Annotated in this window: 22 protein-coding genes; 4 read left to right on the forward strand and 18 right to left on the reverse strand. The window is 60.1% G+C overall.

Going from position 1 to position 22636, the window contains the following annotated elements:
- Window positions 1-28 precede the first annotated feature (28 nt).
- The 4 genes from D3P04_RS00515 to D3P04_RS00530 are packed head-to-tail and all read right to left on the reverse strand — an operon-like array spanning window position 29 to window position 3739.
- Window positions 29-805: an ATP-binding cassette domain-containing protein gene (locus D3P04_RS00515; protein WP_220475221.1), complete on the reverse strand. Its 777-nt coding sequence runs from the start codon at window positions 803-805 to the stop codon at window positions 29-31.
- Complete coding sequence (gene ssuC, locus D3P04_RS00520) at window positions 802-1608, reverse strand: aliphatic sulfonate ABC transporter permease SsuC (RefSeq protein ID WP_119745566.1); 807 nt, start codon at window positions 1606-1608, stop codon at window positions 802-804. Before ssuC ends, D3P04_RS00515 begins: the two co-directional genes overlap by 4 nt.
- A gap of 8 nt (window positions 1609-1616) precedes the next feature.
- Window positions 1617-2789: an FMNH2-dependent alkanesulfonate monooxygenase gene (ssuD, locus tag D3P04_RS00525; RefSeq protein ID WP_232844844.1), complete on the reverse strand. Its 1173-nt coding sequence runs from the start codon at window positions 2787-2789 to the stop codon at window positions 1617-1619.
- Window positions 2786-3739 carry a sulfonate ABC transporter substrate-binding protein gene (locus D3P04_RS00530; protein ID WP_119744860.1) on the reverse strand — a complete coding sequence of 318 codons (954 nt, stop codon included), beginning with the start codon at window positions 3737-3739 and terminating at the stop codon, window positions 2786-2788. Before D3P04_RS00530 ends, ssuD begins: the two co-directional genes overlap by 4 nt.
- 336 nt (window positions 3740-4075) lie before the next feature.
- On the opposite strand from D3P04_RS00530, the gene D3P04_RS00535 reads away from it, so the two are divergent.
- Both D3P04_RS00535 and D3P04_RS00540 read left to right on the forward strand, forming a co-directional pair.
- Window positions 4076-4555: a carboxymuconolactone decarboxylase family protein gene (locus tag D3P04_RS00535; protein ID WP_119744862.1), complete on the forward strand. Its 480-nt coding sequence runs from the start codon at window positions 4076-4078 to the stop codon at window positions 4553-4555.
- Window positions 4555-5415 (forward strand): sigma-70 family RNA polymerase sigma factor, encoded by an 861-nt coding sequence (locus D3P04_RS00540; protein WP_119744864.1) that lies wholly within the window; start codon window positions 4555-4557, stop codon window positions 5413-5415. The genes D3P04_RS00535 and D3P04_RS00540 overlap by 1 nt, the downstream gene beginning before the upstream one ends.
- Window positions 5416-5607: 192 nt before the next feature.
- Here D3P04_RS00540 and D3P04_RS00545 read toward each other — a convergent pair whose 3' ends face one another.
- From D3P04_RS00545 to D3P04_RS00570, 6 genes are all read right to left on the reverse strand, one after another.
- A complete protein-coding gene (locus D3P04_RS00545) occupies window positions 5608-7422 on the reverse strand; it encodes an ABC transporter ATP-binding protein (protein WP_119744866.1) in 1815 nt (604 codons plus the stop codon).
- 1 nt (window position 7423) lies between these two features.
- Window positions 7424-8269 (reverse strand): ABC transporter permease, encoded by an 846-nt coding sequence (locus D3P04_RS00550; protein WP_119744868.1) that lies wholly within the window; start codon window positions 8267-8269, stop codon window positions 7424-7426.
- The gene (locus tag D3P04_RS00555) at window positions 8266-9216 is read right to left on the reverse strand and encodes an ABC transporter permease (RefSeq protein ID WP_119744870.1); all 951 of its coding nucleotides are present in this window, start codon (window positions 9214-9216) and stop codon (window positions 8266-8268) included. Before D3P04_RS00555 ends, D3P04_RS00550 begins: the two co-directional genes overlap by 4 nt.
- Before the next feature lie 5 nt (window positions 9217-9221).
- Entirely contained in the window at window positions 9222-10739 is a 1518-nt protein-coding gene (locus D3P04_RS00560; protein ID WP_119744872.1) for an ABC transporter substrate-binding protein, read from the reverse strand.
- A 2-nt stretch (window positions 10740-10741) separates the two neighbouring features.
- A complete protein-coding gene (locus tag D3P04_RS00565; protein WP_119744874.1) occupies window positions 10742-12256 on the reverse strand; it encodes a M81 family metallopeptidase in 1515 nt (504 codons plus the stop codon).
- Between the two features lie 403 nt (window positions 12257-12659).
- Window positions 12660-13748: a D-TA family PLP-dependent enzyme gene (locus D3P04_RS00570; protein WP_119744876.1), complete on the reverse strand. Its 1089-nt coding sequence runs from the start codon at window positions 13746-13748 to the stop codon at window positions 12660-12662.
- Window positions 13749-13907: 159 nt separating this feature from the next.
- Between D3P04_RS00570 and D3P04_RS00575 the strand changes: the two genes are divergently transcribed.
- Together D3P04_RS00575 and D3P04_RS00580 are read left to right on the forward strand one after the other, a co-directional pair.
- On the forward strand, window positions 13908-14771 hold the full coding sequence (locus tag D3P04_RS00575) for a MurR/RpiR family transcriptional regulator (protein WP_119744878.1): 864 nt from the start codon (window positions 13908-13910) through the stop codon (window positions 14769-14771).
- Window positions 14772-14800: 29 nt separating this feature from the next.
- Entirely contained in the window at window positions 14801-15187 is a 387-nt protein-coding gene (locus D3P04_RS00580; RefSeq protein ID WP_119744880.1) for a RidA family protein, read from the forward strand.
- 143 nt (window positions 15188-15330) lie between these two features.
- Here D3P04_RS00580 and D3P04_RS00585 read toward each other — a convergent pair whose 3' ends face one another.
- From D3P04_RS00585 to D3P04_RS23205, 8 genes are all read right to left on the reverse strand, one after another.
- A complete protein-coding gene (locus D3P04_RS00585) occupies window positions 15331-16101 on the reverse strand; it encodes an ABC transporter ATP-binding protein (protein WP_119744882.1) in 771 nt (256 codons plus the stop codon).
- Window positions 16098-17093 (reverse strand): ABC transporter substrate-binding protein, encoded by a 996-nt coding sequence (locus D3P04_RS00590; protein ID WP_119744884.1) that lies wholly within the window; start codon window positions 17091-17093, stop codon window positions 16098-16100. The genes D3P04_RS00585 and D3P04_RS00590 overlap by 4 nt, the downstream gene beginning before the upstream one ends.
- Window positions 17094-17121: 28 nt before the next feature.
- Complete coding sequence (locus tag D3P04_RS00595) at window positions 17122-17952, reverse strand: ABC transporter permease (protein ID WP_119744886.1); 831 nt, start codon at window positions 17950-17952, stop codon at window positions 17122-17124.
- A gap of 15 nt (window positions 17953-17967) precedes the next feature.
- Window positions 17968-19320, reverse strand: coding sequence for an LLM class flavin-dependent oxidoreductase (locus D3P04_RS00600; RefSeq protein WP_119745570.1), 1353 nt, complete (start codon window positions 19318-19320; stop codon window positions 17968-17970).
- A gap of 35 nt (window positions 19321-19355) precedes the next feature.
- A complete protein-coding gene (locus D3P04_RS00605; protein ID WP_119744888.1) occupies window positions 19356-20252 on the reverse strand; it encodes a TauD/TfdA dioxygenase family protein in 897 nt (298 codons plus the stop codon).
- 92 nt (window positions 20253-20344) lie between these two features.
- Window positions 20345-20914: an FMN reductase gene (msuE, locus tag D3P04_RS00610; protein ID WP_119744890.1), complete on the reverse strand. Its 570-nt coding sequence runs from the start codon at window positions 20912-20914 to the stop codon at window positions 20345-20347.
- 125 nt (window positions 20915-21039) lie between these two features.
- Entirely contained in the window at window positions 21040-22425 is a 1386-nt protein-coding gene (locus D3P04_RS00615) for an FAD/NAD(P)-binding protein (protein WP_119744892.1), read from the reverse strand.
- Complete coding sequence (locus tag D3P04_RS23205; RefSeq protein WP_182912688.1) at window positions 22425-22577, reverse strand: hypothetical protein; 153 nt, start codon at window positions 22575-22577, stop codon at window positions 22425-22427. Before D3P04_RS23205 ends, D3P04_RS00615 begins: the two co-directional genes overlap by 1 nt.
- Between the last annotated feature and the right edge of the window lie 59 nt (window positions 22578-22636).

Genomic DNA, 22636 nt, shown 5'->3' on the forward strand with positions numbered 1-22636 from the left:
AATGCGCCTACCCGTGGTATTGACCGGCTCAGACCTCGGCGAGGATGCGGGATCGCAGCGTCATCGTGGCGGCGTCTCCGATGTCGCGGCGGGAACGCGGAAGCTCTACCTGCACGTCCAGCGCTACGCCCTGATCGCGCAGCACGATCACCCGGTCAGCAAGCCTGAGCGCCTCGGAAACGTCATGGGTGATCAGGACGGTCGTGAAACCATGTTCCTGCCAGATCCGTTCAAGCAGGCGGTGCATCTCGCCACGGGTAAGCGCGTCAAGTGCGCCGAAGGGTTCGTCAAGCAGCAGGACGCCGGGATCGCTGACCAGCGCGCGCGCCAGGGCGACCCGCTGACGCTGGCCGCCCGAAAGCACCGCAGGCCAATCATTCGCCCGGTCTGCCAGCCCGACATCTTCAAGCGCAACCGCCGCCGCCTTGCGCCAACCGTCGTGACGGGCGATGCCGACATTGCCGATCACCCGCTGCCACGGAAGCAGCCGCGCATCCTGAAACAGCAGGCGGGTGCTTGGCTGGAGCGACTCGACGGTCCGGTCACCGACGATGATCTTTCCCGCGGTCGCCTGATCAAGTCCCGCGATCAGGCGCAGAAGCGTCGATTTTCCGCAGCCGGAACGGCCGACGATCGCCACGAATTGCCCCGCCGGAATGGCAAGGTCGATATCCGAAAGCACGCGCCGGTCGCCGAAGGATTTGCTCATGCCGTCGATCACGATCGACTGGGCCTTCGACGGGTGTTTCGATTGCGGTTCCCGGATATCGGTTCTGACCGGTGAAATGGCCGCGCTCATATTCATCCTGTGGTCCTTTCCGTTGCCTGATAGGCCGGGTGCCAGGCGAGTGCCTTTGACTCAAGCGCGCGCGTCGCCGAGTCGGCAAGTTTGCCAAGCAGCGCGTAGACGATGATCCCAAGTACGACGATATCGGTTTGCAGGAATTCGCGGGCATTCATCGTCATATAGCCGATGCCGGAACTGGCCGAGATCGTTTCCGCCACGATCAATGTTAGCCACATGATGCCAAGCGCATAGCGCAATCCGACCAGGATCGAGGGCATCGCCCCGGGCAGGATGACCCGCCAGTACAGTGCGAAACGGCCCAGCCCATATACCCGCGCCATCTCGATCAGGCCGCTATCGACCGTGCGGATGCCGTGGAAGGTATTGAGATAGATCGGAAAGGCGCTGCCAATGGCCACAAGGAAGATTTTCGCCTCCTCGCCGATACCGAACCACATGATCACCAGCGGGATGATCGCCAGATGCGGCACGTTCCGCAGCATCTGCATCGAGGAGTCGAACATCGTTTCGGCAGGACGCGAGATGCCGCACAGAACGCCAAGCACGAAACCGATACCGCCTCCGATGAGAAGGCCCTTGAACGCGCGTTCGGTCGAGATCGCGGTATGGGTCAGCAGCGTGCCGTTCCAGAGGCTTTCCCAGAAGGCCGCGAATACGGCGCTTGGAGCGGGCAGAAGCCGGCTTTCGATAAGCCCGCTTCGGGCCATGATTTCCCATGCGATCAGAAGGACGAGGGGCAGGGCCCAGGGCGCAAGCGTCCGAAGCACCGCCGAACGCCCGCCACGGAACCGATTCAGCATCGCTGCAGTCATGATGTCGCCGCCGCCGGCCGCCGGTCATTCGCGATGGTCTCGCCGAATGGTCCGGTATTGACGCCGACCGCCGGGCGTTCCGGGGCATGCGCCAGCGGCAGCAGCGGAAACACCAGTTCGGCGAAGCGATAGGCTTCTTCGAGATGCGGGTAGCCGGACAGGATGAAGCTGTCGACGCCAACCGCGCGATATTCTTCCATTCTCGCCGCGACCTCCTCGGCCGAGCCGACCAGCGCCGTGCCGGCACCGCCGCGCACAAGGCCAACGCCCGCCCACAGATTGGGGCCGACGACAAGCTTGTCGCGCTTGCCGCCATGCAGCGCGCTCATCCGGCTTTGGCCGACCGAATCCATGCGGGCGAAGATCGATTGCGCCTGCGCAATGGTCCCGTCGTCGAGATTGGCGATAAGCCGGTCTGCCGCCGCCCATGCCTCTTCCGAGGTCTCGCGGACGATGACATGCAGACGAATGCCGAAGCTGACCTTGCGACCAAGTTTGCCTGCCGCGGCTTTGACCTTGGCGATCTTTTCGCCGACCATTGCCGGAGGCTCGCCCCAGGTCAGGTATTTATCGACCGTTTCCGCCGCGACATCGATTGCCGCCTCGGACGAGCCGCCGAAATAAAGCGGCGGGTTAGGTGACTGCACCGGCGGATACAGCAGCTGCCCGTCTTCAATCCGAATATGCCTGCCGCTGGTCGTGACGGTTTCTCCGGCAAGCAACGCCTTGTAGACATGCAGGAATTCCCGCGTGACCTCGTAACGCTCGGCATGGCTCATGAAAATGCCATCGCCCTTGTTCTCGATCGGGTCACCGCCGGTCACGACATTGATCAGCAGCCGTCCACCCGAAAGCCGGTCGAGGGTCGCGGTCATGCGCGCTGCAAGCGTCGGCGGTTGCAGCCCGGGCCGCACGGCCACAAGGAAACGCAGCTGTCTGGTCAGCGGCACCAGCGTCGAGGCGACGATCCAGGCGTCTTCACAGCTTTTCCCGGTCGGCAGAAGCGCACCGTAATAGCCAAGCTGATCGGCAGCACGCGCGATCTGGCTGAGATAATCAAGATCCGTGGCCCGGCCTCCGGTGGCGGTTCCAAGATACCTGCCATCGCCATGAGTCGGGATGAACCAAAAGACATTCACGCTGGACGGGATGTTCTGCGAAATACTCACGACTCGCCCTCCTTGGCGGCGTCCGCGATCGAAATCGCGGTTGGAATGAGCTCAAGTTCAAAGAAAACGTCGGCGATCGCTTGCTGCGCCGCGATTATCTCGGGGGTGATCGGCTCCACCCCATAGGTCCGCCGCTCTACCGCGACGTTCAGAATTTCCGCGGGCATGCCCACAGAGGGCGCGAATTGCTCGGCGACCTCACTGTGATTCTCGTTGATCCAGTCATCAACCTCATCGATCGCTTCAAGGATGGCGTCGACAGCCGCCGGATCGCCATCGACGAAATCACGGGAGGCAAGATAATATTCCCGGTTTTCGACAATATCCGTGCCATCGGTGAGTTGCCGCGCCCCGGTTGCGGCTTCTGCTGCAGCCAGGAACGGCTCCCAGATCACCCAGGCGTCAAGGGCCCCTTTCTCGAAGGCCGCCCGTCCATCCGCAGGGGTCAGGAAGGCAACCTCGACATCCGAATAAGAGAGGCCCGCGGCTTCAAGCGCCTTCACCAGCAGATAGTGAACATTCGACCCCTTGTTCAGCCCCACGGTCTTGCCCTTCAGATCGGCGACCGTCTGAAGGGGGCTGTCTTCGGGAACAAGGATCGCCTCGGCTTTCGGCGCCGGCGGCTCGACCCCGACATAGACGAGCGGCGCACCCGCAGCCTGCGCGAAGATCGGCGGGGCTTCGCCCGTCGTGCCGAAATCGACGGCGCCGACATTCATTGCCTCAAGCAGTTGCGGCCCGGCGGGGAATTCGGTCCATTCGATCGTATAGCCCTGCGGTTCCAGCTTTTCTTCCAGCAGGCCCTGCGCCTTCACAAGGATCAGGGTTCCGTATTTCTGGAAACCGATACGGACTGTCTTATCCTCTGCATGGGCTGCGGAAATCATCATGCCGGCGGCAACCGTGCCGGCAAGCGCGAATTTTGAAATTGCTCCGAGCAAGGAGTTCATATTCTGCGTCCTTCTTGAAGTTGCATTCCGATATGCCGGGAGTCCGGGCAATGTTTGTTCGTTGATAACAGAATCACGATATTCTTGATCGTGATTTTTGAGATAAATTGATTCGAGTCAACTCCGAAGTAAGGCAGCGCGGTTTCCAGCAAATTCGTGCCGAGAAACGCAGGGCGCAGACAGTTCTCAAACTGTCTGATTCAGGCGAAGATATGGGTTGCCTGCTTGCCGTTTCGGGTGGCATTGGTTGGCCGGCACAAATATTTTCTGCACGCATGTCACATCTGCGGATCCTGAATCGTCATCAGTATCGGAACCAACAGAAGGAACCGAACCATGACTGCCAAACTGAACCCCGTAGCCGCGGCACCCGATCTTATGACAAGCTGGTACAAGATTTCGGTCGCCATCAATCAGAGCCTTGAGCCGAGTTTGACCGAACTGGTCAAAATCCGCGCCTCGCAGATCAATGGCTGTGCCAATTGCATCAACATGCATACCATCGAGGCCCGCGAGCAGGGAGAGACCGAACAGCGTATCTACCTGTTGTCGGCATGGCGCGAAGCGCCTTGCTATAGCGATCGCGAACGCGCCGCGCTTGGCTGGACCGAGGCATTGACCCGGCTTTCGGAAGCGCACCGGCATGAAGAGGCCTATGCCGCTCTGGAGGCGCATTTCACCGAAGAGGAGCGCGTGAAGCTGACCCTGATCATCAACATCATCAATGGCTGGAACCGCATATCAGTTGGCTTCGGCGGGTTTATCGACCCGAAGGATGCAAGGACCCTTTGGGCCAAAACCCGGGCGGTCGCCTGATGGCAGAGGCAGGGCAAGAGGGTGCAACGATCCGTTTCGATCCGTTGCGTCCAACGCTCATGCGGGTCGCTTACCGTATGCTTGGCTCTGTCGCCGATGCCGAGGATATGGTGCAGGAGGCCTTCATCCGCTGGATGAAGGCCGACCGCAGCGAGGTGCGCGAGCCCGAGGCCTATCTGCGCCGCATGGTCATGCGGCTTTGCCTGGATCAGCTGAAATCGGCGCGCCGCCAGCGCGAGACCTATATCGGGCCATGGCTTCCCGATCCTGTCCTTGATGAAGAGGACGAAGAGGAGGATATCACCCTGCCGCTGATGCTTGCACTGGAACGCCTTTCGCCTTTGGAACGGGCGGCTTTCCTGCTGCATGACGTGTTCGGGATGGATTTCGAGGAAGTCGCCGCCACCATCCAGCGGGAACCGGCAGCCTGCCGCCAGCTTGCGGTCCGGGCGCGCGGCCATGTCCGCAATGCCCGCCCCCGCTTCCAGATCGGGAAACAGCGCGGGCTTGAGTTCGCGGAAGCCTTTTTCAAGGCCTCGCGCAGCGGCGATATGAAAGTGCTGGGCGATATGCTGGCGGCCGATGTCAGCTTTCATACCGATAGCGGCGGCAAGCGCCCTGCCGCAAAACGGCCCATCTTTGGTTACGATGCCGTGCTGAACCTGCACGAATATCTGGCCACCCATTACCTGCGAAACGGCTCGGCGCTGCTGCGGGTCGGGTTGGTCAACGGGCTGCCGGGTTTCGTCACGAGGGAAGCGGATGGCGAGATTCAGACAACCGCGCTGGAGATCGAAGAGGGCAGGGTGATCGCAATCTATATCATGCGAAATCCCGACAAGTTACGGCATCTGCACTAGCGCCGGGTCGCGTGGAACAGGAAATGCCGGTCATTTGCGTCCCGCGACGGCCGGGGGCACTGCCCCCGGACCCCCGAGGTATTTGGACAAAGAAGAAGGGGAGGAAGCGGGTCCGGCCAGCTGCGACACCTATCGGAAATGCCGCAGCTTGTTCTTTGCGTTCCGCTGCCCTGGGCTTCACCGGCACCGGGTTTATGCCGCCCCGACATGATCGTCCAATTGGACCATATGGCCGGGCGAAACCTCGCGGTATTGCCGGGTCGGGTGGACATAATCCATCGGCCGCACGGGCGAGCGAATTTCGGGGGAATCGGCGGGCTGCATGATCGCCCTGCGCGACGGGTCGGGGATGGGTACGGCGGCGATAAGCCGCTGGGTATAGGGATGCTGCGGGTTGTCGAAGATTGCGGCCCGCGGCCCGATCTCGACGATTTCTCCGAAATACATCACCGCAACCCGGTGGCTGATCCGTTCAACCACCGACATGTCATGCGAGATGAACAGATAGGCCAGATCATGTTCCGCCTGAAGATCCAGAAGCAGGTTCGAGACCTGCGCCTTGACCGATACATCCAGTGCCGAAACCGCCTCATCCGCGACGATCACCTGCGGGCTAAGCGCCAATGCGCGGGCAATCGAGATGCGCTGCCGCTGACCGCCCGAAAATTCATGCGGGAAGCGTTCCGCCATGTCGGGCGACAGGCCAACCTGCGACAACAGGGTCGCCACCCGATCCTTTGCCTCTGATCTGGACATCAGGCGATGCGACAACATCGGTTCTTTGATGGCATCGCCGATCTTGATGCGCGGATTCAGTGACGCGAAGGGATCCTGAAAGATCATCTGCGCGGAACGGCGCAACCGGCGCAGTTCCTGCCCCGAGATATCGGCGATATCCTTGTCGCCGATGAAGATATTCCCCTTGGTCGGCTTTTGCAGACGCATGATCGCGCGGCCGGTGGTGGATTTCCCGCAACCGGATTCACCAACCAGCGCCAGGGTTTCGCCGGGATGCAATTGAAAGGACACATTTTCCACGGCGTGAATCCGGCCATGCGGCAGATCGAAACGGATGGACAGGTTCGAAACCGAGACCACCGGTTTCGTTTCCGGGGATGTCCGGACCATTTCGAGCCCTTCGCTGGCGATGCCGGTCGTCAGATCAACCTCGGGAAAGCGCCGCGGACCCCTGGCGTCGCCCATCGAGCCAAGACGCGGGATCGATGCCAGCAAGGCCTTGGTATAGGGCTGGGTTGGGTTCGCGAAAATCCTGCCCGTTTCCCCGGATTCGACCATATCGCCGCGAAACACCACAAGGGTACGGTCCGCTACCTCGGCCACCACGCCCATATCATGGGTGATGAACAGAACGGCCATGTTCTCTTCTTTCTGAAGCTCGCGGATCAGCAACAGAATTTCGGCCTGAATGGTCACATCCAGCGCGGTGGTCGGCTCGTCCGCGATCAGCAGTTTGGGGCGGCAGGCCAGCGCCATGGCGATCATCACCCGCTGGCGCATTCCGCCCGAGAACTTATGCGGATATTCATGCAACCGGTCCTTGGCGGCGGGGATGCGGACACGTTCCATCAGGCGCAGCGCCTCGGCCTCGGCCTCGCGCCATGACATGCTGCGATGCAGGACCAAAGCTTCGGCAAGCTGATTGCCGATGGTGAATACCGGGTTGAGCGAGGTCATCGGTTCCTGAAAGATCATCCCGATATCGCCGCCGCGGACCGCGCGCATTTCCGCCTCGCTGATTTTCAGCAGATCGCGGCCCTCCAGCAGGATCCGGCCTTCGATGCGGGATTTGTCGCGCGGCAGAAGACGCATGGTTGACAGCGCCGTGACGCTTTTGCCCGAGCCGGATTCACCGACGATGGCAAGGGTTTCGCCCGCATCGATATGGAAGCTGATATCCCTGATGACGGGTTTCCAGCCGTCGCGGGTGTGAAACGAGGTGGTCAGGTTCTCGACCGCAAGGATCGGCTGGTTCTGGACGTCATTCATATCAGCGTTCCTTCGTCAGGCGTGGATCGACCAGATCGCGCAGACCGTCGCCAAGAAGTTGCAGCGACAGGACCGAGAAAACGATGGCGAGGCCGGGGAAAAGCATCAGCCAGGGCGCGTTGTTCATATATTCGCGCCCCGAGGCCAGCATCGTGCCCCATGTCGGCATATCGGTCGAAACGCCCACGCCAAGGAAAGACAGGCTTGCCTCGGCCAGCATTGCCGAGGCGAAGACGAAGGTTGCCTGCACCAGGATCGGCGAAGCGAGGTTCAGCAGCACATGGCGCAGCAGCAATTGCCGCGTCGGCAGGCCAAGCGTCACTGCGGCCTCGATATAAGGCATTTCGCGCAGGACAAGGGTAGAGCCGCGCACGATCCGGGCCAGCCGCGGCGCATAGGTGATGCCAAGCGCGATGATGACCGTCACGAGTGAAGGCCCGAGTGCCGCGACCAATGCAATGGCCAGCAGGATATCGGGAAAGGACATCATGGCGTCGAGCAGCCGCGATATCGGCGTATCAAGACGCGGGAAGAACCCGGCTGCGACGCCAAGGATGACCCCCAGAATGGTGGACAGGATCACCACCCCGAGGCTGACCAGAAGTGAAATCCGGCCCGCATATATCGCGCGGGACAGGATATCGCGCCCGAATTCATCGGTGCCGAACCAATGCCCGGCCGAGGGGGGCAGCAGCTTGTTGACGATTGAAAGCTTGTTTGGTGCGTAGGGCGTGATCAGCGGGGCAAGAATTGCGGCCAGCACGACCGTGGTCAGGATGATCATGCCGATCACAACGGCGCGGTTGCGCAGAAGCGGACGGATCGTGACAAGGAATCTGGAGATCATAGCCGCACCCTTGGATCTGCGACGACATAAAGCATGTCCACGATGAAATTGATCAGGACATAGATTGCCGCGACGACCAGCAACGTGCCCTGAATCACGGGATAATCGCGCCTTAACACCGCCGAGACGACAAGATTGCCGACGCCGGGCAGGCCAAAGACGGTTTCCGTCACAACGGCGCCCGCGACCAGCATGGCGATGGACAGGCCGATGACCGTAATGATCGGCACCAGCGCGTTCCGGAAGGCATGTTTCAGCACCACCCGCCGCTCATTCGCGCCTTTTGCCCGGGCGGTGCGGACATAATCGTCACCCAGAACGTCCAGCATCGCCGCTCGGGTAAAACGCGTGATCAGTGCCGAATTGACAACGCCCAGAGCGACGGCGGGCAGGACCAGATGGCCTAACCGATCCAAAAACGGCGTCGCGGGGCCGCCATAGCCCGAGGCAGGGAACCAGCCCAATTGAACCGCAAAGACCTGAATCAGGATCAGACCCAGCCAGAAGCTGGGAACGCTGGCTGCCACCATGGTCAGGGTGACGACGATCTGATCGAAGATCGTCCCGCGCTTGACCGCCGACAGGATCCCCACCGGCAGCGCGATGGCCGAGGCGATCAGGATCGAGAACAGCGTCAGGAAGAATGTCGGCTCGGCGCGGGCAAGCAGGGCCTGCCCGACCGATTGGTTCAGGAAGATCGAATGGCCAAGATCACCTTTCAGCAATCCCAGCATGAAATGCCCATATTGAACGATCAGCGGCGCATCGAGCCCCAGCCTTTCGCGCAGTTGGGCAATATCCGCAGGCGTGGCATCAGAGCCAAGCATGACAGCGGCGGGGTCGCCCGGCGTGACCCGGACAATGATGAAAACAAGCGTTGCGACAATCAGCAGCACGATCAGCATGCCGAAAAGGCGCTTTGCGAAAGCACGAACGACCCGGTTCATGGCAGTTACTCCGCTGGGGTTACGTTCCAGAAATGCGGCCAATAGGTCGGCTCATAGCCGCTGACCGTATTGGATACACCGGACAGACCATTGAAATTGCCGACCTTGAACAGCGGCGCATCGTCATAGATCGCCGTCTGGATGCCGGCCCATGCCGCGATCTTGTCGTCGTCCGAGGTCGCCTCCATATATGTGGCCACGGCCTGTGCTTTCTGATCGGACACATACCAACCCGGATAATTGTCGTTGATTGTGTTGATCGTGGTCGGATCGCCGGGAAAATTCGAATGGGTGATGAAGATATCCCATTTGCCCGGATCGGCGCGGCGCTCGGTCAGGGTTGCCCAATCCACCACCTGCAAATCCACCTTGAAGCCCGCGGCCTCCAGATAGGCCTTGGCGACTTCGCCGATCTTGTAATGGAATTCATACTGACGGCTGGTCAGCAGACGGATGGGCGTGCCGTCATATCCGGCATCGGAGAGCATCTTTGCCGCCCCTTCGGGATCCGCCTCGTCATAGCGGACGACGCCTTCTTCAGTATGCCAGATATAACCTTCCGGGAAAATCGAGCCGTCGACGCTGAAGAACCGGTCGTCGCCGAAAGCGGCAAGCATCATGTCGTTGGGATCAAGGGCAAGCTGAACGGCCTGACGCAGGTCTTTGTTGGTCAAAGGCCCTTCCTGCATGTTGATATTCATCGACGCCCAGCCGGAGTTCTCGAAAATCACCGGCTTGGCGTTGTCACTGGCCTCTACCCGTTCATAGGCACTGACCGGCAGCGAATCCGCGAAATCGAATTGCCCGGAAATCAACCCCTCGACACGGGTATTCGCATCGGGAACCGGGACGAAATGAATTTCCTTCGCGATGGCCTCACGCTTCCCGGCATAATTACTGATCTCGCCTTCGGGCGATTTGTAATCCTCGAACCGGACCAGCTGGATATATTGATCCGGCTTGCGTTCCTTCAGCAGATAGGGGCCGGTGCCGACGAATTCCGTCAGCGTATCCGCAATTTTTTCCGAGGGCAGGATGATCGCCGCCTGCGAGATGGTGGCAAGCAGTGGCGCATAGCGGGATTTCAGCTTGAAAACCACGGCATTGTCGCCATCGGCCGTCAGGCTTTCGACAACCTCGGCAACCTCTTTGCCCTTCGAGTTGATCTTCATCCAGCGATCGAGCGAGGCAACCACATCGGCGCTGTCGAAATCGCTGCCGTCATGGAATTTCATCCCTTCGCGCAGCGGAATGCGATAGGTCAGCCCGTCCTCGGATATCTCGGGCATGTCCGCCGCCAGCAGCGGAACCGAGCGCCATGCCGCATCATAGGTGAACAGGGTTTCGAAGATATGCTGATCGATGGTCAGAACGATATCGGTCGGCGTCTGCATCGCATCAAGCGTGGGCGGTTCGCCAATTGTGGCGACAGTCAGGATATCTTCGCCCGGTTCGGCCAATGCGGTGCCCGCCAGCCCGGCGATCAATGCGATGGTGCTTGTCGTGAGTGCTGATTTTTTCATGATTAAGCTTCCTGTTGAGACGTTTCGTTTTTTGGTTCTGCTTCCAGCCCAAGCGGATCCTCGACCCGCGGCCAGAGATCCCGGCGGGCCTTGCGATAATCCGTTTTTGCCGGATCGGTGGGGTAGGATGTCGGTGCGGCGATATAGACGATCTCGGAGGTGATCGGCGCGAAACCGGCATAGAAATGGTTCGTGGATTTCACGAGCAGGTAGTCCTTGGTCGCAAAATCCATACCGGCATTGGTGAAGATATCGGGCTCATAGGTTTGAGTGCGGCTGGTGATCAGGATAATGTCCAGTTGCGTGCCGACCGGGCGGATCACCGCTGCGCGCCCAAGCGTCACCCGGCTGTTGCGAAAGCTTTGCCAGCCCGCATCCAGAACCCGCATCACCCTGACCCGCAGATCCAGCGGTTCGCCCCCGTCCGCGCAGGACTTGCCGCCGATCCGCATCTCCAGCTCGGCGCCCTCGCCAGCCGCATGGGCGAACCCGGCGGCGATGGGATCCCATATGGTCGCCACGCCCGTATTGGTCATGCCGCGCGCGATCATCTGGCGCAGGATATAGGTGGCATCCCCCGCCACGCCGCCGCCCGGATTGTCCCAGACATCCGCGATGACCACCGGCTTGTCGGGATACCGGCCGCGCAATGCCTGCGCGTGATCCAGACCGGCATCCGTGTCCAGCATGGGCATCACGGTATCGCGGCGCATCAGATACAGCTCTTCGCCAAGCCGTTTCGCCAATGCGTCGCCGGCCGCAGGGTCATTATCGGTGACGACGACGATTCTTGTTCCCATTTCAGGGACATCGCCCGCCATGAAGCCGTGAATGACCGAGATGGACAGAATTCCGTCCTTGCCCTGCATGTCGGCCAGCCTGTCCACATAGGACCGCATCGGTTCGCGGCTGGTGGGATAGATGGTGATCATCCGGCAATCGAAACTCGAGATGACCGGTTTCACCTCACCGCGCAGGGCACGCAGGGAAAGTTCGACCACATGTTCGCCGCGTTCCTCGAAATCGGTATGCGGGAATTCCAGAAAGGCGGCCATCAGGTCAAGGTTCCGGACACGCTTCGGGGTCAGATGGCTATGCGGATCGAATTCGGCCGAGATCAGGACGTCCGGGCCGACGATGGTGCGTACATGTTCCAGCAGATCGCCTTCGGGGTCGTCGTAATCCTGCGCGACCATCGCCCCGTGCAGCCCAAGCACCACGCCGTCGACCGGCAAGGCGGCGCGAATCTGATCAAGAATCTGATCCCGCAATTCCTCATAAGTCGCGCGCTGGATCAGTCCCGCCGGTTCCGCCCAGCAAGAAGTGCCTTCGATGACGGTAAAGCCTTCCTGTTTCCCGCGCCTGCGCAGAATCGGCACGACGGCGGAACATAATGTCGGCGTTTCGGGGTGCTGCCCCGGGGTGGCGAAGAATGCCGCGCGAAAGGCATTCATGTCGGTCGGCACCGGTGAGAAGGTGTTGGTTTCGGTCGCAAGGGATGCGGTGAAGATGCGCATGATCAGACCGCGAGAATACAGATGCGGAATGACCGGCGAGCAACTGTCGCTGGGGACGTTGTCACGGTGCCGGATGCGATCATCCTGTGATCGTTTGCCATTACAATACACCCCTAATACGTAAATAATTTACATTAATTACGGTAATCTCGCAAATCATGTCAAGAAAATTTGGAATTACCGAAAATTAAGGTAAATTCTTTTCATAAAATGCGTCTGATGATATTGGGGCGATCTTTGGTCGTGATCTGGTCGGATGAAAATTCGAAGGCGCAAATGCCCCGGGCATAACGCTCAGTGGAGCCATTCGGCGCCATGCAGTGAAAACTGCGCCGGTCACGACAGGGAGATTTTCAGTCTGTATGGGCGCGGTCGGTCGTGAACACCGACCGCGCCGTCCTGTTCACCAGACCGTGCCGCGCGCCGCGACGTCTTCGACCCGGGTCACGACACCATCGCGGTGAAAGACCATCCGGTCGAACAGGTTGCTGACGACACAGGTGTGATTCGGTACGATTCGCACGACCTCGCCCAGGGAAGGGAACTTTCCTGAATGCCCGGTCAGATCCACCACGGCATGTTCTTCCGACAGTCCGGTGATCCGGGCGCCTTCGGCCCCGAGGATTTGCCCGTAATCGCTGAACCCCAGCAGATCCGAGGTCAGGGCTTTCGATCCCGAATCCAGCACCGCCCGATCCGCGGCAGGGCGCGAGATGACGGTTGCCAGAATGGTCATCGCCAGATCATCGGCCCCGCATTGGCCGGCGCGCACCATGCTGCGGTCGTTATAGATATAGGTTCCGGCCCGATGCTCGGTCGCCGAAGGCACCAGATGCGCCTTGTAAAGATCGGGCGATCCGCCGCTGGAACGGACCGGACAGGGGATGCCCTTCGCATCCAGCCCCTGCATGGCGGTCGCAAGGAAGGTCTCGACCTGCTCTGCCCCGCCGGGTGCGGGATAGGTCATCAGCCCGACAAATTCGAGCCCCGGCGCCGCAACGATATATTCGGCCAGTTCAATCGCGGCTTGCGCGGTTTGCACACCACAGCGTTTGCCGCCGGTATCGCATTCGACCATGACCCGCAAAGGGCGCGACGCATCGAAAGTCGCGGCCAGTCCGTCGATCACCGCTTTGCTGTCAGCCACGACCGTCAGCTTGGCGACCCGGTCGTTCAGCAGCTTCAGCCGTGCCAGCTTGGCGGGGCCGAGAATGTGATATGTAAGCAGGATATCGTCGATCCCGGCATCCGCGAAAACCTCGGCTTCGGTGATCTTCTGGCAATTGATCCCGTTCGCCCCGCCTGCGATCTGCTGCCTCGCAAGCGCCGGGATCTTGTGGGTCTTGATATGCGGGCGGAAGCTTTTGCCGCAATCATCCAGATATTTCTGTGCCCGCGCGATATTCCGTTCAAGTATCGCTTCGTCGATAACCGGCATCGGCGTCGGAATCTGGGAAATCGGGGTTCCCGGCCTGGGCCATGGATAGCTCATGTCATGTCCTTCGTGTTTATGGGCGCGCGATAGGTAATGTATATAATTTTCATATTTCAACGTAGATTCGGATAAAATACCAGCAGATTTGCTTGACGACAGTAAGGTTATGTAATTTATTTTCCTTATCGGCCAATTATACCAATCAGGAATATCCCTGTGGACCTGTTTCATGCCCTGACCGACGAAGAGCGCAGCCGATCCAGGCTTGACGCGAAAATCACCGCTCTGGTGCTGGATGACGTGGATTTCGTCACGGGCTCGACAATCAACGAACTGGCCGAACGTGCTGGAGTATCCCCGCCGACGATCACCCGGTTTTGCAGGCGTCTGGGCTGTGTGAGCTTTGCGGATTTCAAGGTGCAGCTTGCGCGGATGACCTATGTCGGGCTGCGCTATCTGAAGCCGGAATTGCCGACAACGACGGTGTCGGAAGTCATCGACGATATTGTAGTCAAGGCGCAGGATACGCTGTTTTCACTGCATAATCAGCTTGATCACGACCGGCTGGAGGATGCGGCACGGCTGCTGCGCGGTGCCGGCTTCATTCAGGCGGTCGGCGCGGGCGGGAATTCTTCCATGATCGCGAATGAGATTCAGAACCGCTTGTTCCGGCTTGGCTGCCATGTGCAAAGCACCAATGACAAGGCGATGGCGGTCATGCTGGCGGCGGCGGCAACGCCCGATACGGTTGCGATCGTGTCATCAATGACGGGCAGGGATGTGGAACTGGTCCGGTGCCTTGATCTTTACCGTCACCACAACGTGCTGACCATTGCACTTACCCAAAGCGGATCACCGGTTGCCGAGCGGGCTTCGGTCGTGATTCCGATTGATCTGCCCGAGGGCGTCAATATCTATCGTCCGACCTCGACGCGCTATGCCTATCTGGCGGTGATCGATATTCTTGCCAATCTCGTAGCCTATGCCGACCGCCAGAAATCGTTGCAATATCTGCGGCGGATCAAGGAAGAACTGGTCAGCAATCGCGATGGCGACGACCGCCAGCTTCTGGGCGATTAATCAATAACCCTGTTAATATGGAGAATAGTATGACGATCAAACGCCACGGTGTCGGGGCTTCGAAAGGTTCGGGACAGAAATCGCTGCCCTTCGCCAAGGCGACGGAAGCGGATGGCTGGCTTTACGTTTCGGGCCAGACCCCGATGCGTGACGGCGAAGTCACTGGTCACGGCATTACCGAGCAGGCCAATATCGCCATCGAGAACATGCTGCAGATCGTCAGGGATGCCGGTTATGGCGTCGAAGATATCGTCCGCGTCGGAGTCTGGCTGGACGATGCACGCGATTTCTGGAGCTTCAACGGCGTTTTCGAGAAATATTTCGGAGACCATCCGCCCGCCCGCGCCGCGGTGCAATCCTCGATGGTGGTGGATTGCAAGGTCGAGGTGGATTGTATCGCTTATAAGAAGAAGTGACGGCGGGCCGGGTCGCCTGAACCGGGCCCGGACCAGCGGGAATGTTCCTGATATGAAAAGGGCGGCGATATGCCGCCCTTTCGAGAATGATGCTGCACCCCGATGTGAAACTTCCGGCCAGCCATCCGCCGGCCGGAGCCATTTCAATGAAGTCCGAATTCCGCCATAAGCTGCCGCCGGTTCCGGACGAAGTCGGGATCGCTGCGGTCTCTGGGATGGGGCAGATCGATATCGATCAGGCGGATGGCGGTATCCTTGGTCTTCGGCAGCACCAGCACCCTGTCAGCCAGAAAAATCGCCTCTTCGAGATCATGGGTGACAAGCACCATGGTCACGCTTTCTTCCGTCCAGATGCGAACCAGCTCTTCCTGCATCGTCATCTTGGTCATGGCGTCAAGCGCACCCAGCGGTTCGTCCAGCAACAGGATCTCGGGCTGAACGGTCAATGCGCGGGCGATGCCGACCCGCTGGGCCATGCCGCCCGAAAGTTGTCGGGGCCATGCCCCCTCGAATTCGGCCAGGCCCACAAGGCGGATATAATGCCGCGCCCGTTCTGCGGCCTCGTCGCCGGGGATGCCCTGAACCTCCAGCCCGAAGGCAACATTTCCAAGCACCGTGAGCCATGGCAGAAGCCGGGGTTCCTGAAAGATCACCGCGCGTTCCTTGCCAAGCCCGTGGACCGGTTCGCCATCGATCAGAACGCTGCCGGAATCCGGCTCTGTCAGCCCGGCCAGCACGCGAAGCAAGGTCGTTTTGCCGGAACCGCTGGCGCCCACGATGGCAAGGCTTTCGCCGCCGGAAATGTCGAGATTGATATCTTTCAGAACCGTCAGGCTATCGCCGTCGATCCGGAAGGATTTGGAAAGGTCGCGGATCGTGACCTCTCCTTTCGCGGAAATCTGTGCAACGCTCATGCGCCCGATTCCTTGTCGGTCTTTTCCTCGTCGCCGGTGATCAGAAGTATGTCGGATACGTCAAGCTGTCCTTCGGAAAGGGCACCCTCGCGAACCAGGACATCGATCCAGAACTGTACGTCGTGCTCGACAGGTAAACCGCCTTCGCGAATGCCATAGCCTGCGAAATACTGCGCCACCTCGGGATTCTCGCCACGCTCTTCAAGCATGCGGGCCATGATCTCGCGGGTTTCCTCGGGGTGTTCGCGCGCGTAATCCAGCGCAAGGGCCGATTTCTCGATAAAGGCTTTGGCCGCTTCGGGATGCTCATCGGCCCAATCCCGGCGCAATACGGTAAAGCCACCGGCGATATCGCCAAGAATATCGGTATCGTCAAAAACGGCCCGCAAACCGCCCTGCGTGTGGGCAACCCCTTCGAAAGTCGTCTGCCAATAGCCGAATGCAGCGATATCCACCTGTTTCGAGCGCAGGACCTGTTCAAGCTGCGGGCCCGGCGCCACGATCAGATTGGCGGCATTCTGCGGCAGGCCGACCGAATGCAGCGCCTCGCGCACCGTATAGTCAAGATGCGCGCCAAGCGTGTTCACCGCGATGGTCTTGCCCGCGATATCCTCGATCGAATGAATCGGGCTGTCCTCAAGCACATAGAAAATGGATTGCACCTCATCATTGATGCCATTGCTGGGGTAAGCCGCCACAAAATCATTGCCGCTTGCGATGGAATTGAGCACGGCAGAAGTCGCGGCCGAGCCGATATCGACGTCTTCGGAGGCAAGGGCAAAAAGGGATTCGGGGCCGCCGCCGGCATAGCCGATACTTTCGACACTGACGCCGGTGCCCTTGAAGTAACCAAGCTCCTGGGCCAGTTCATGCGCGGCGATGCTGCCGTGACTGGCGAGGAAGCGCATGGTGACATCCTCGGCATGTGCCGCGCCGGCCAGAACGATCGTGGCGCCCGCGGCGGAGAGAAAGTTTCTGAACCTGTGGGTCATGGGTCTATCCTATTGTGAAATCCGGAGGTCACTGGCTCGCGACGCTCCAGCGGCAAAGACGCCGTTGCAGCAGCACCAGAACCGCATTCGCGGCAAGGCCAAGAAAGGCCAGCAGGAAGATTGCGGCGAACATCAGGGGGATCTGGAAATTGTACTGGGCATTCATCACCTGAAAACCGATCCCCTTATTCGCGCCGATCATCTCTGCCGCGATCAGCAGCAGAAGCGCCGTCGTCGCCGAAAGCCGCAGACCCACAAAGATGGACGGCACGGAAGCCGGCAGGATCACACGGCGAAAGATGGTCGCGCGTGACGCCCCGAAACTGCGGGCCATCTCGATCAGTTTCGCATCGACTTCCTTGACCCCGCCGATCGTGGCCAGCAGGATCGGGAAGATCGTCGCCCAGAAGATCAGGAACACTTTCGAGGTTTCGCCCAGCCCAAGCAGCAGGATGAAGACCGGATAAAGGGCAAGTGCCGAGGTTTGCCGGAAAAGCTGCAGGATCGGGTCAAGCGCACGTTCCACCGGTTTGATCTGTCCCATGACAAGGCCAAGCGGGATGCCAAGACCGACCGCTGAAATAAAGGCAATGCCCGCCCGCTGGATCGAGATCGCGATATCGTCCAGCAAGGCACCCGAGGTGATCCCGCTCCAAAGCGCTTGTGCCACGCGGTCGAGCGGAGGAAATACCGCCGGATTCAGCCAGCCGACGGTGCTGGCAATCTGCCAGCCTGCGAAAAAGGCGAAGATCAGGCCATAATCGGCAGCCGCCTTGCCAAGCACAGGCGAAATACCTTTGGCGCTAATGGTCCATTTCGGACGCACCCGCTGCGCGGCACCGGTCAGGTCATAGGTCATTGATATTCGCTCCTGTCATTCTGCGGCCTGGGCCACTCTGCGACCCGCCGCATATCCGTTGACGGGGATGGGCAGGCCAAGATTTTCGCGCAGGGTCCGGCCTTCATAGGCGGTGCGGAACAGACCGCGGCGCTGTAGCTCGGGGATTACCAGATCGACGAAATCGTCAAGCGATGTCGGAAGCCAGGGCGGCAGGATGTTGAAACCGTCCGCGGCTTCGTTCTCGAACCACTCCTGTAGCATATCAGCGATCTGCCCTGCTGTGCCGATGATCGTGTAATGCCCGCGTGCTGACGCCACCCATTGATAAAGCTGACGGATCGTGAAGCCGTTTTCATCGGCGATCTGGCGAAGCAATACCTGACGCGACTTGTTGCCCTCGGTCGGAGGGGCGGGAGGCAGGGGGCCGTCGAGATCATGGCCCGTCAGATCCAGCGTTCCTCCGGTCAGGCCGTTCAGAAGCGCGATACCATCCTCTTCCAGAATATAGGACGTGAGGCGCTCGTATTTCTCCTGCGCTTCTTCCTCGGTTCGTCCGACGAATGGCGACACACCGGGCATGATCAGCACATGATCCGGATTGCGCCCTTCGGCTGCGGCGCGGGACTTGATGTCGCGATAGAATTCCTGAGCCGTGTCCAGCCGCTGATGCGCGGTAAAGATGACTTCCGCCGTCGCGGCGGCCAGTGATCTTCCGTCCTCGGACTGACCGGCCTGAACGATGACAGGATGGCCTTGCGGTGAACGAGGCACATTCAGCGGGCCATTGACCTTGAAATGCTCACCCGCATGATCCGCGAAATGCATCTTGTCCGTATCGTAAAAGACACCGCTTTCCTTGTCGCGAATAAAGGCGTCATCTTCGAAACTGTCCCAAAGCTTCTTGACGACCTCGACATGTTCCCGTGCGCGGCGATACCGGGTTGCATGTGGCGGCTGTTCGGCAAAGTTGAAATTCCGGGCTGCGGCCTCGCTTGCCGTCGTCACCACGTTCCAACTGGCCCGGCCACCAGAGATCAGGTCGAGAGACGCGAATTTGCGGGCGGTGTTATAGGGTTCTTCGTAACTTGTAGAGGCCGTCGCGATGAAGCCGAGATGTTTGGTCAATGGCGCCAAAGCAGAGAACAGGGTCACAGGTTCGAAGCCTGCGACCTTGGCATTGCCGCCCTCGGTCCCGCCGCCGAATGAGACGGCAAGGCCATCGGCAAGGAAATAGGCATCGAACAGTCCGCGCTCCGCTGTCAGGGCAAGTTGCTTGTGAAACTCGAAATTCGTGGCGCCATCGGCGGGCTGATCGGGGTGACGCCAGGCAGCCACATGCTGACCGCCGCCAGGCAGGAATGCGCCAAGTTTGATCTGTCTGGTCATGATTTCGGGTCCTGTGAGATTGTGAAAGGTCACGGTCAGGCGAGTTTGACGCTCCTGCGGCCATCGATGCCTACGGGCGTATCGCCCTCGGTGGTCACACGCCGCACGACGCGATGGGCATCGCCATAATCGTTGATCGCCACATGCTGGGTTGCGCGGTTGTCCCAGATCGCAATGTCACCGACACGCCAGCGCCAGCGAACCGTGTTTTCGGGGGCGGTGATATAGCCTTGGAAAAGCTCGTAAATCTTGTGGGTATCGGATCGGGACAGCCCGGTAATGCGCTGCACGAAGCTGCCCAGCAACAATGTCCGTTCTCCGGTTTCGGGATGAACGCGCACCACCGGATGTTCGGCCTGGAAGACCTTGGACGAGAAGACCTCGCGGTAATGTTTCTTTTCGACCTCTGTCGCTTTCGGACGCTGGGCCGCGTAGTCATAGGAATTGCTGTGAACCGCACGCAGCGAGTCGGCCAGCTGCTTTAACGCGGGCGGCAGCGCCTCATATGCGGCGCTCGTATTGGCCCAGATCGTGTCTCCGCCCGTTTCCGGGATGACCACGCCACGCAGCACTGAATATTTGGGATAGGCCGGAACGAAGGTAATGTCGGTATGCCACTGGTCGGCCCGGCCGCCATGAGACGAGTCCAGTTCGAGAAGGCTCGATGTCCCTTTGCGGACATGCTGGGTCGGATGTGCCACCAATTCGCCCAACCGCGAGGCAAAGGCTTCCTGACCGGCATCGTCAAGGTGATGCTGATCGCGGAAGAACACGACCTTGTGGCGGGCGACAAGCGTCTTGATCTCGTCGATGACCAGATCGTCAAGATCCCCCGATAGCTGCACGCCACGGATCTCGGCGCCGATGACCGGCGTGACCTGCAGCGTCTCAAGGACCGGGGTGCCGTGGGTGATGATATCTTGCTGAGTCATGGGAAAAGCTCCTTTCAGTGAGCGCAGCGCGCCGTTGCCGGTTCAGCGATGAACCGGATCGGGAACAGGACGAACTGATGGGGTTCTGGTTCTCAGGCCGGACTAAAGGCGGGTTCGTGCTGCCTGACGGACATCCGCGTGGCGATGGCCGAAGCCAGTTGCCCCGCCGCATCTTCCAGCCGCTTGGTCAGGGCCAGCGATGTCAGCTGGCCGTCGGTAAAGTCTTCGGATGAGGCATAAACGCCGGTTGCGACTGTTGTTGCCTCGAAAAAGCCAAGCAGCGGGCGCAACTGATGCTCGATGACAAGCGCGTGGCGATGCCCGCCGCCCGTGGCGGTCAGAAGGACCGGCTTTCCCTTCAACGCCTCGGGTTCGAGCAGATCGAACAGATGCTTGAAGAGGCCGGTATAGCTGCCCTTGTAGACCGGGCTGCCGACCACAAGGGCATCCGCGGCGATAATCCGGTCAATGATCGCACGGGTCCTCGAATCGAGCTCGGCCAGTGCGTGAGTGGCCCCGAACTGGCGGCCAAGATCGATAAGATCGAAGGTCGCGCCTTTCAATCCTGACAGATCCGCGCTTCGTTGTGTCGCCAGGTCAACAAGCGCTCTGGTGCGAGACGGGATGCTGACACTTCCTGCAAAGCCGATGATTTCCGCCATTTTATCCTCTTACACGATTATTCCTATCGTGATTAAGATATAGATGACGGAAGGTACTTACTCCATTCTAAAGATTCTCGCGCAGAGAGAGTAAACAGCTTGCTCTTTGCACTTCTGGGAGAAACTTAGACCCTTTCGCCGGCATGGATATCGGTTGGCCCAAAGAAGTCCTGGGCCAGATTGGCGGTTTGTTCGCGGATGTCGGGAATCGCCGTGATCTCCCACAATGCGCCCCGTGCGGCAGGGCCGATCGCATAGATCCGCTGCGATGTCTGGCCGGACGCGTCGATCACTTGCGCCGAGGTGGTCGTATCCAGGCCAAGGCCAAGCGGATCAAGCCGTGCGGCACGCCGCAGCAGCAGATCGCGAACCACCGGAACCGCATGTTCGACCGGATTGCGGCGAATGCCCCGGCAGTCGATCACATGATCGGCGACCAATTGTTCAGGACCGCCGTTTTTCCTTGGGACAATCCGCATGGCGATGCGCCCGTCGTCACGTTCCTCGGCGCTTTGGAAATGGCCGCGCAGGATGGAAAGCTGCCCGCTTGCCGCTGCCCGCGACATCCGATTCGCCGAAACCGGAGGCATCCGGTGGCGATGCACTTCCCACCACGCGGCAGCATGGCGCAGGAATCTGGCGCGGTCTTCCAGAGACCATGCGTGCCATATCTTCGCGACATGGGGACGGATCGCATCGACCGCGTTCCGCCAGGTTCCGCCCTGCGCCTCGGCAAGCCGGACCAGTCCGCGAAGCCAGTGCATCGTCTCGCTGACCGATGCGCCCAGCGGAATCCTGTGCTGTTCAAGCCCAAGCGCATATGTGTCCGCATGGGGCTGCGGCAGCAGACCGCGGCGCGACAGGCAATAAATCGGCCCCTTGTGGCCGGCCCCCAGAAGCGTCGCCACATGATCGACCATGCTCAGGCCGGTTCCGATGATGGCAACGGTCGCATCCGCATCGGCAGGCGGATTGAAATCCCACCCGCCACGCAAAGGATAGGGTGGCTCTGACGGGACCGCGTGACCTGTTGCAAGGATGGCCCGATCCGCCCGGGCGGTTCTGCCGTCATCAAATTCGGCGACCACTCCGCCATCCGTTTCCAGGATACGCAGGCATTCGCCGCGCATGCAGTGAAGCCGCCCGCTTTCCGCACCTTCTTCGCGCCACGGGGCAAGAAGGCTGGCCAGATAGCGGCCATAGGTGCCGCGATCGACAAAGCTCATGCCGGTAACGGGAATACCCTCAGCGGCCAGCCAGCGTTCGAAATGGTCCGGCTGATCCGGGAATGCGCTCATCTGCGAGGCGCGGGTGTTCAGCAGATGATCGGGATCATCGGTGCCATAGGCGATGCCGCAGCCAAGCAGTTCCGCCCGTTCGATGATCGTAACCCTGACCTCCCGGCTTGGAAGCCGCAGCAGATGGGTGGCCATCAGAACGCCGCTCGCGCCGCCTCCGATGATCAGGACATGCTGCCCATCCCGATGATCTTGCCTGTATGCCCCGTCCATCACGATACCGCCATCGCAAGGCCGACCGTCCAGACCAAGGCCAGAAGGGCGACGGAAACGGTCAGGGCGCTGTGATCGGGCGCCGGTTCAATCCCGTCCTTGTCCATCGCGAACAAGAGAAAGTTCGGATCATACGCGCAACAGGGAAACATCGGTGTTTTCCTCTCAGTTTGGTGGTAAATACAGGATGAATGCCAGCAGGGTGAGATAG

The organism is Paracoccus onubensis, assembly GCF_003591515.1.
GTDB classification, from domain to species: Bacteria; Pseudomonadota; Alphaproteobacteria; order Rhodobacterales; family Rhodobacteraceae; genus Paracoccus; species Paracoccus onubensis.

Bases quoted from the DNA above. Each gene is read 5' to 3' on its own strand.
- D3P04_RS00580 (WP_119744880.1), top strand. From the start codon at position 14,801: ATGACGATCAAACGCCACGGTGTCGGGGCTTCGAAAGGTTCGGGACAG.
- D3P04_RS00585 (WP_119744882.1), bottom strand. From the start codon at position 16,101: ATGAGCGTTGCACAGATTTCCGCGAAAGGAGAGGTCACGATCCGCGAC.
- msuE (WP_119744890.1), bottom strand. From the start codon at position 20,914: ATGGCGGAAATCATCGGCTTTGCAGGAAGTGTCAGCATCCCGTCTCGC.
- D3P04_RS00600 (WP_119745570.1), bottom strand. From the start codon at position 19,320: ATGACCAGACAGATCAAACTTGGCGCATTCCTGCCTGGCGGCGGTCAG.
- D3P04_RS00565 (WP_119744874.1), bottom strand. From the start codon at position 12,256: ATGCGCATCTTCACCGCATCCCTTGCGACCGAAACCAACACCTTCTCA.
- D3P04_RS00515 (WP_220475221.1), bottom strand. From the start codon at position 805: ATGAATATGAGCGCGGCCATTTCACCGGTCAGAACCGATATCCGGGAA.
- D3P04_RS00540 (WP_119744864.1), top strand. From the start codon at position 4,555: ATGGCAGAGGCAGGGCAAGAGGGTGCAACGATCCGTTTCGATCCGTTG.
- D3P04_RS00530 (WP_119744860.1), bottom strand. From the start codon at position 3,739: ATGAACTCCTTGCTCGGAGCAATTTCAAAATTCGCGCTTGCCGGCACG.
- D3P04_RS23205 (WP_182912688.1), bottom strand. From the start codon at position 22,577: ATGTTTCCCTGTTGCGCGTATGATCCGAACTTTCTCTTGTTCGCGATG.
- D3P04_RS00570 (WP_119744876.1), bottom strand. From the start codon at position 13,748: ATGAGCTATCCATGGCCCAGGCCGGGAACCCCGATTTCCCAGATTCCG.
- D3P04_RS00605 (WP_119744888.1), bottom strand. From the start codon at position 20,252: ATGACTCAGCAAGATATCATCACCCACGGCACCCCGGTCCTTGAGACG.
- D3P04_RS00555 (WP_119744870.1), bottom strand. From the start codon at position 9,216: ATGAACCGGGTCGTTCGTGCTTTCGCAAAGCGCCTTTTCGGCATGCTG.
- D3P04_RS00550 (WP_119744868.1), bottom strand. From the start codon at position 8,269: ATGATCTCCAGATTCCTTGTCACGATCCGTCCGCTTCTGCGCAACCGC.
- D3P04_RS00535 (WP_119744862.1), top strand. From the start codon at position 4,076: ATGACTGCCAAACTGAACCCCGTAGCCGCGGCACCCGATCTTATGACA.
- D3P04_RS00545 (WP_119744866.1), bottom strand. From the start codon at position 7,422: ATGAATGACGTCCAGAACCAGCCGATCCTTGCGGTCGAGAACCTGACC.
- D3P04_RS00615 (WP_119744892.1), bottom strand. From the start codon at position 22,425: ATGGACGGGGCATACAGGCAAGATCATCGGGATGGGCAGCATGTCCTG.
- D3P04_RS00595 (WP_119744886.1), bottom strand. From the start codon at position 17,952: ATGACCTATGACCTGACCGGTGCCGCGCAGCGGGTGCGTCCGAAATGG.
- ssuC (WP_119745566.1), bottom strand. From the start codon at position 1,608: ATGCTGAATCGGTTCCGTGGCGGGCGTTCGGCGGTGCTTCGGACGCTT.
- D3P04_RS00590 (WP_119744884.1), bottom strand. From the start codon at position 17,093: ATGACCCACAGGTTCAGAAACTTTCTCTCCGCCGCGGGCGCCACGATC.
- D3P04_RS00560 (WP_119744872.1), bottom strand. From the start codon at position 10,739: ATGAAAAAATCAGCACTCACGACAAGCACCATCGCATTGATCGCCGGG.